The 4,141-nt window shown below is 67.6% G+C and carries 5 protein-coding genes; 3 read left to right on the top strand and 2 right to left on the bottom strand.

What is annotated here, in order from left to right:
• On the top strand, nt 1-2,066 hold a 2,066-nt coding region (locus tag AB4Y84_RS15075), incomplete at its 5' end, for a putative peptide modification system cyclase (protein WP_442250369.1).
• Between the two features lie 7 nt (nt 2,067-2,073).
• Here the strand turns inward: AB4Y84_RS15075 and AB4Y84_RS15070 are convergent.
• On the bottom strand, nt 2,074-2,358 hold the full coding sequence (locus AB4Y84_RS15070) for an NHLP-related RiPP peptide (protein WP_442243995.1): 285 nt from the start codon (nt 2,356-2,358) through the stop codon (nt 2,074-2,076).
• On the opposite strand from AB4Y84_RS15070, the gene AB4Y84_RS15065 reads away from it, so the two are divergent.
• Entirely contained in the window at nt 2,357-2,482 is a 126-nt protein-coding gene (locus tag AB4Y84_RS15065) for a hypothetical protein (RefSeq protein WP_258223209.1), read from the top strand. The genes AB4Y84_RS15070 and AB4Y84_RS15065 overlap by 2 nt on opposite strands.
• Nucleotides 2,479-3,642: a putative peptide maturation dehydrogenase gene (locus AB4Y84_RS15060; RefSeq protein WP_442243996.1), complete on the top strand. Its 1,164-nt coding sequence runs from the start codon at nt 2,479-2,481 to the stop codon at nt 3,640-3,642. Before AB4Y84_RS15065 ends, AB4Y84_RS15060 begins: the two co-directional genes overlap by 4 nt.
• A gap of 24 nt (nt 3,643-3,666) precedes the next feature.
• Here AB4Y84_RS15060 and AB4Y84_RS15055 read toward each other — a convergent pair.
• The coding region (locus AB4Y84_RS15055; RefSeq protein WP_442250368.1) for an acetyl-CoA carboxylase biotin carboxyl carrier protein subunit at nt 3,667-4,141 on the bottom strand (475 nt) is incomplete at its 5' end.

Raw genomic sequence — 4,141 nt, 5'->3', positions numbered from 1 at the left:
GGCCTGGACAGGTGCTGCTGTCCTCAGCGGCCGAACAGATGGCGCGGCGGGCCGGCAGCGAGTTGCCTTGGACGGCGGACGAACTGCGTTGGAAGGATCATGGCCTTTGGCGCTTCAAGGGCATCGGCGAACGCCAGCAGGTGTTCGAAGTCGGCATCCGGGGCCGCGCGCCGCTGCGCCGGCCGCGCTCGGGTGACAAGGCCTGGCGGGATCTGCCGCTGTGGCGTCGCCCCGCTGCGCTGCTGACAGAGGCGACGCTGGCGGTGACGCTGGCCGTGGTGATGTGGGCGCTGTTGCGGCCAGCGCCGGCGATCGCGTTCGCCGAGCGCGACTGGGTGATCCTGGCGGCGGTCAGCAACAGCACGGCCTACCCGCAGCTGGATTCCAGCCTGGAACAGGCGCTCTACATCAGCCTGGGGCAGTCGCGCTTCGTCAATATTCTCAGCGAACTGAAGGTGCGTGACACCCTGCAGTTGATGCAGCGCCCGGCCAATGCACGGCTGGACCGCGCACTGGCGATCGAGGTCGCGTTGCGCGATGGCGCGCGCGCGGTGCTGATGCCCAACGTGCTCGAACTCAACGGCAAGGTGCGGGTGGGTGTGGAGGTCGTGGACCCACGTAGTGGGCAGACGGTGTACACGCATTTCGCCGATGGCAATGGCCTGGATTCGATCCTGGCTTCCACCGATACCGTGGTGAAGGCACTGCGCAGCGACCTGGGTGAGGCGCTGCACGATGTCAGCCGCGAGCAGAAACCACTGCCAACGGTGGCCACCGCCAATCTTGATGCGCTGCATGCCTATGCCAAGGGCAGCGATGCGTTGGCGCAGGAGCGTTTCGACGAAGCGTTGCTGTTCTTCCAGCAGGCCACTCGCCTGGATCCCCAGTTCACCTTTGCCTACATCGGGCAGATGCGGCTGCAGTACGCCATGGGCAACGTGTCGGCGGCTGGCGAACTGTACCGCCAGGCGGTGTCGGGGCGCACGCGCTTGAGCGCGCGCGACCAGCTGTACCTGGACGCCTGGGGTGCGGATTTCAGTGGTGCACCCCCGCAGCGCAGTGCGGAAAAGTGGCGGATGCTGACCCAGCTGTATCCGGACGATCCGGCCGGCTGGATGAATCACGCGATGGCCCTGTTTGCCTATGGCGACTATGACGGCGCGCTGGCCGACATGATGCCGCTGCTGGAACGCCATCAGACGCATCGCGCGCTGGTCCTGTCCTTCGTTGGCCGCACCCAGCTTGCGCGTGGCGAGGTCAAGGCCGCCGTCGCTGCGTTCAAGGAAGCAGGCGCGTTGCCGAACTGGCACGGCGACATGCTGGAGGCGGTCGCGCTGCTGCTGGATGGGGAGGTACAGAAGGCGCACGAACGCAGTGAAGCCATCACGTCGCGCGGGCTCGGCGCACGCATGGAGTACAGCGGGCTCCTCGCCCTGCAGGGGCGGGCCAATGATGCGGCCGCTGAGATGACGCAGGCCGTGAAGCAGTGTGCCGATGTGCCGGAGCTGTGCGACATCCTGGCCCTGCAGTCGCTGGCATGGACTGCACAGGCCGACGGCAGCGGGTCCCGGCTGCAGTACGCACGATTGCTGGACCGCACCCTGGCGGCAGTCGATGAGGGTGTCGGCGCCGCACCGCGCCATCGCGCTTTCATTGCGCTGTCGGTGGCCTACCACTTGCAGCGCGCCGGCCTGGACGCCGAGCTGCGCTCCCGCCGGCCTGCACTGCAGGCGCTGGTTGAACGCAGTACTGACCCGCGGCTGCAGGAACTATGGCTGCTGCTTCGCGCGCGTGGTGAGCTGGATGCCGGCAATGCAGAGGCCGCTTCGGCACTGTTGAAGCCGCTGGCCAACGGCACGCTGTACCAGTGGCATGTACTGCAGCTGGATATCGATCGCGCGCTCGGCCGCGATCTGGCCGTGCAGCGCCGGGAGCGCTGGTTGCGCCAGCGCACGGGCATGGCCTTCGCCGAAGACGCCGGTGCCCTGGTTCTGCTGCCATTGAATGTGGCCGACGCGCGCCGGCTGGCCGATGCGGCCAGCCCGCAGCAGGCAGGAGCACCCTGAGGGGGCGTCAGTCCTGCAGTCCCTTCAGGCCGCTTTCGAACATGAAGGGCACCTTGAACGGTCCCGTGGCGGCCAAGCGCTCGCTCAGCAGCGCCGCCGCCCGGGCAAATTCCTCCTTGCCGCCCAGCGAGTCCAGCGGCGTGTTGCAGGCGGCCACGCTGTCGGCGTCTGCGCCCAGCGTAATCAGGGCCTTCGCCGGGTCGGCGGCAAACGCGCTGCGGAAGGCATCGTCGCTGGCCAGGTGCTTGAGCAGGGTCTGGACCACTTCAGGGGAAAGAGGAGAACGGGACATGGTTCACTACCGGCAGGGAGGGGAAAAAAACAGTATCGGCTGGGCGCAGCGGGAATTGATGGTGCGTATCAGCCACCACGCTATCATCGCCGGCCACCCACGCTTCCGGATGCGCATCGAATGAACTTCCGTCGCTGCAGGACGATGATCGTCGAACCGCTGGAGCGGGCGCGTTTCGACCTGGATGCGCTGCTTGCCGGCGGCAGTGGCGTTGGCTTCGAACAATCCTTGCAGGTACGCGCCGCGCATCTGCCGGCGCCACGTACGGTCGATGCGGTCAGCTGCCTGTGGCTGCTCCAGTGCAGCGCGGAGCAGTGGCAGCCACTACCGGCAGAGCCGCAGGCACGGCAACGCGTGCTGTCGCTGCTGGAGCAGGGCCTGCTGATCAGCGATGATCCGGTGCATGCCGAGGCAGCAGCGGTCGAACAGCAGGTACGTGACAGCCAATGGTGGCCGCTATCGGCGCTGCACTACCAGCATTCGCGATGGGATGGCGTGGACAGTGTCGGCGACATGGAGCGCAGCCAGCTTATGACCGCGCAGGACCTGGTGCGCAGCTTCGGCCCGCCGCCCGCCGAAGCGCCGGCCCGGCTGCCCGGTGCATGGCCCTTGCCACGCAGTGACGAGGACCCGATGCAGGCGCAGCTGCAGGCGCGTGCGACCTGCCGCAACTTCGACGGTGCGCGCGCCGTGCCGTTGCCGATGCTGGCCCGGCTGCTGCAGCAGGTGCTGATGGCGCAGGCGCAGGTGGAAACCGAACCCGGTGTGCGCTTCCTCAAGAAGAACATTCCATCGGCCGGCAGCCTGCATCCATTGGAAGCGTATGTAGTGGCGCGCAATGTGGAAGGACTGCCGCCGGGCCTCTATCACTACCATGCCACCGCACACGAACTGGGCCCGATAGCGGTGCCGCCCGGCGACCTGGACAGCTTCTGCCAACGCCTGCTGGCCGGTCAGCACTGGTTCGCCAACGCCCCGGTGCAGCTGATCCTGGTGTGCCGCTTCGAGCGCATGTTCTGGAAGTACCGTGGCCATGCCAAGGCCTATCGCGCGCTCACTCTGGATGCTGGCCACGTATCGCAGGCGATCTACAGCGCGGCAACCGCGCAGGGGCTGGGCGCATTCGTCACTGCGGCGATCAACGAGGCCGAGGCCGAGCGGGCGCTGGGCCTGCAGCCGATGGCCGAGGGCGTACTGGCGGTGTGTGGCGTTGGCTGGCGTGCAGCGGAGCGGGTGACGGCCGAACTGGACCCGCTTGGCCAGGTGTGGCCGGTCACGCGTTGATCGACAACGCGTGACCGGACGGCATCACACCGCTTCGAAATCCACCAGCACCGCACCATCCCCCACCTGGTCACCGGCCTTGGCGCGATAACCCTTCACCGTGCCATCGGCCGGTGCCTGCAGCGTGTGCTCCATCTTCATCGCTTCCAGCACCACCAACGGGGTGCCGCGCTTCACCTGCGTGCCTGCCGCCACCAGTGTCGCCACGATCCTGCCGGGCATCGGTGCCAGCAGGCTGCCGGCGTCGGCGCTGGCCTGTTCCGATTCGCCCACCGGGTCGTGCAGGGTGAAGCGGTGCTGGCCATCGCTGCCGAACAGGTACAGCTGGTCGCCGTCGCGCTGCAGCTGCAACCGCCAGCGACGGTCGTCCAGCTGCACCAACAGGGTGTGGCCATCGGCATGGCCGACGACCTGTTTCGGCGCGGCGTCACCGCACTGCACACGCCAGCCATCGGCCGTGGCCCACACCTTCAGCGTGTGCGCCCGCTCTTCCTGCTGC

The sequence above is a fragment of the Stenotrophomonas sp. 2YAF22 genome (assembly GCF_052114665.1).
GTDB classification, from domain to species: Bacteria; Pseudomonadota; Gammaproteobacteria; order Xanthomonadales; family Xanthomonadaceae; genus Stenotrophomonas; species Stenotrophomonas indicatrix.
The sequence above is the reverse complement of the archived record's forward strand: the minus strand, read 5'-3'. Positions and strand labels throughout refer to the sequence as shown.

What these genes read in the sequence shown, in the direction of transcription:
- AB4Y84_RS15065 (WP_258223209.1), top strand. Translation starts at nt 2,357, where the DNA reads ATGGTTCACTACCGGCAGGGAGGGGAAAAAAACAGTATCGGCTGGGCG.
- AB4Y84_RS15070 (WP_442243995.1), bottom strand. Translation starts at nt 2,358, where the DNA reads ATGTCCCGTTCTCCTCTTTCCCCTGAAGTGGTCCAGACCCTGCTCAAG.
- AB4Y84_RS15060 (WP_442243996.1), top strand. Translation starts at nt 2,479, where the DNA reads ATGAACTTCCGTCGCTGCAGGACGATGATCGTCGAACCGCTGGAGCGG.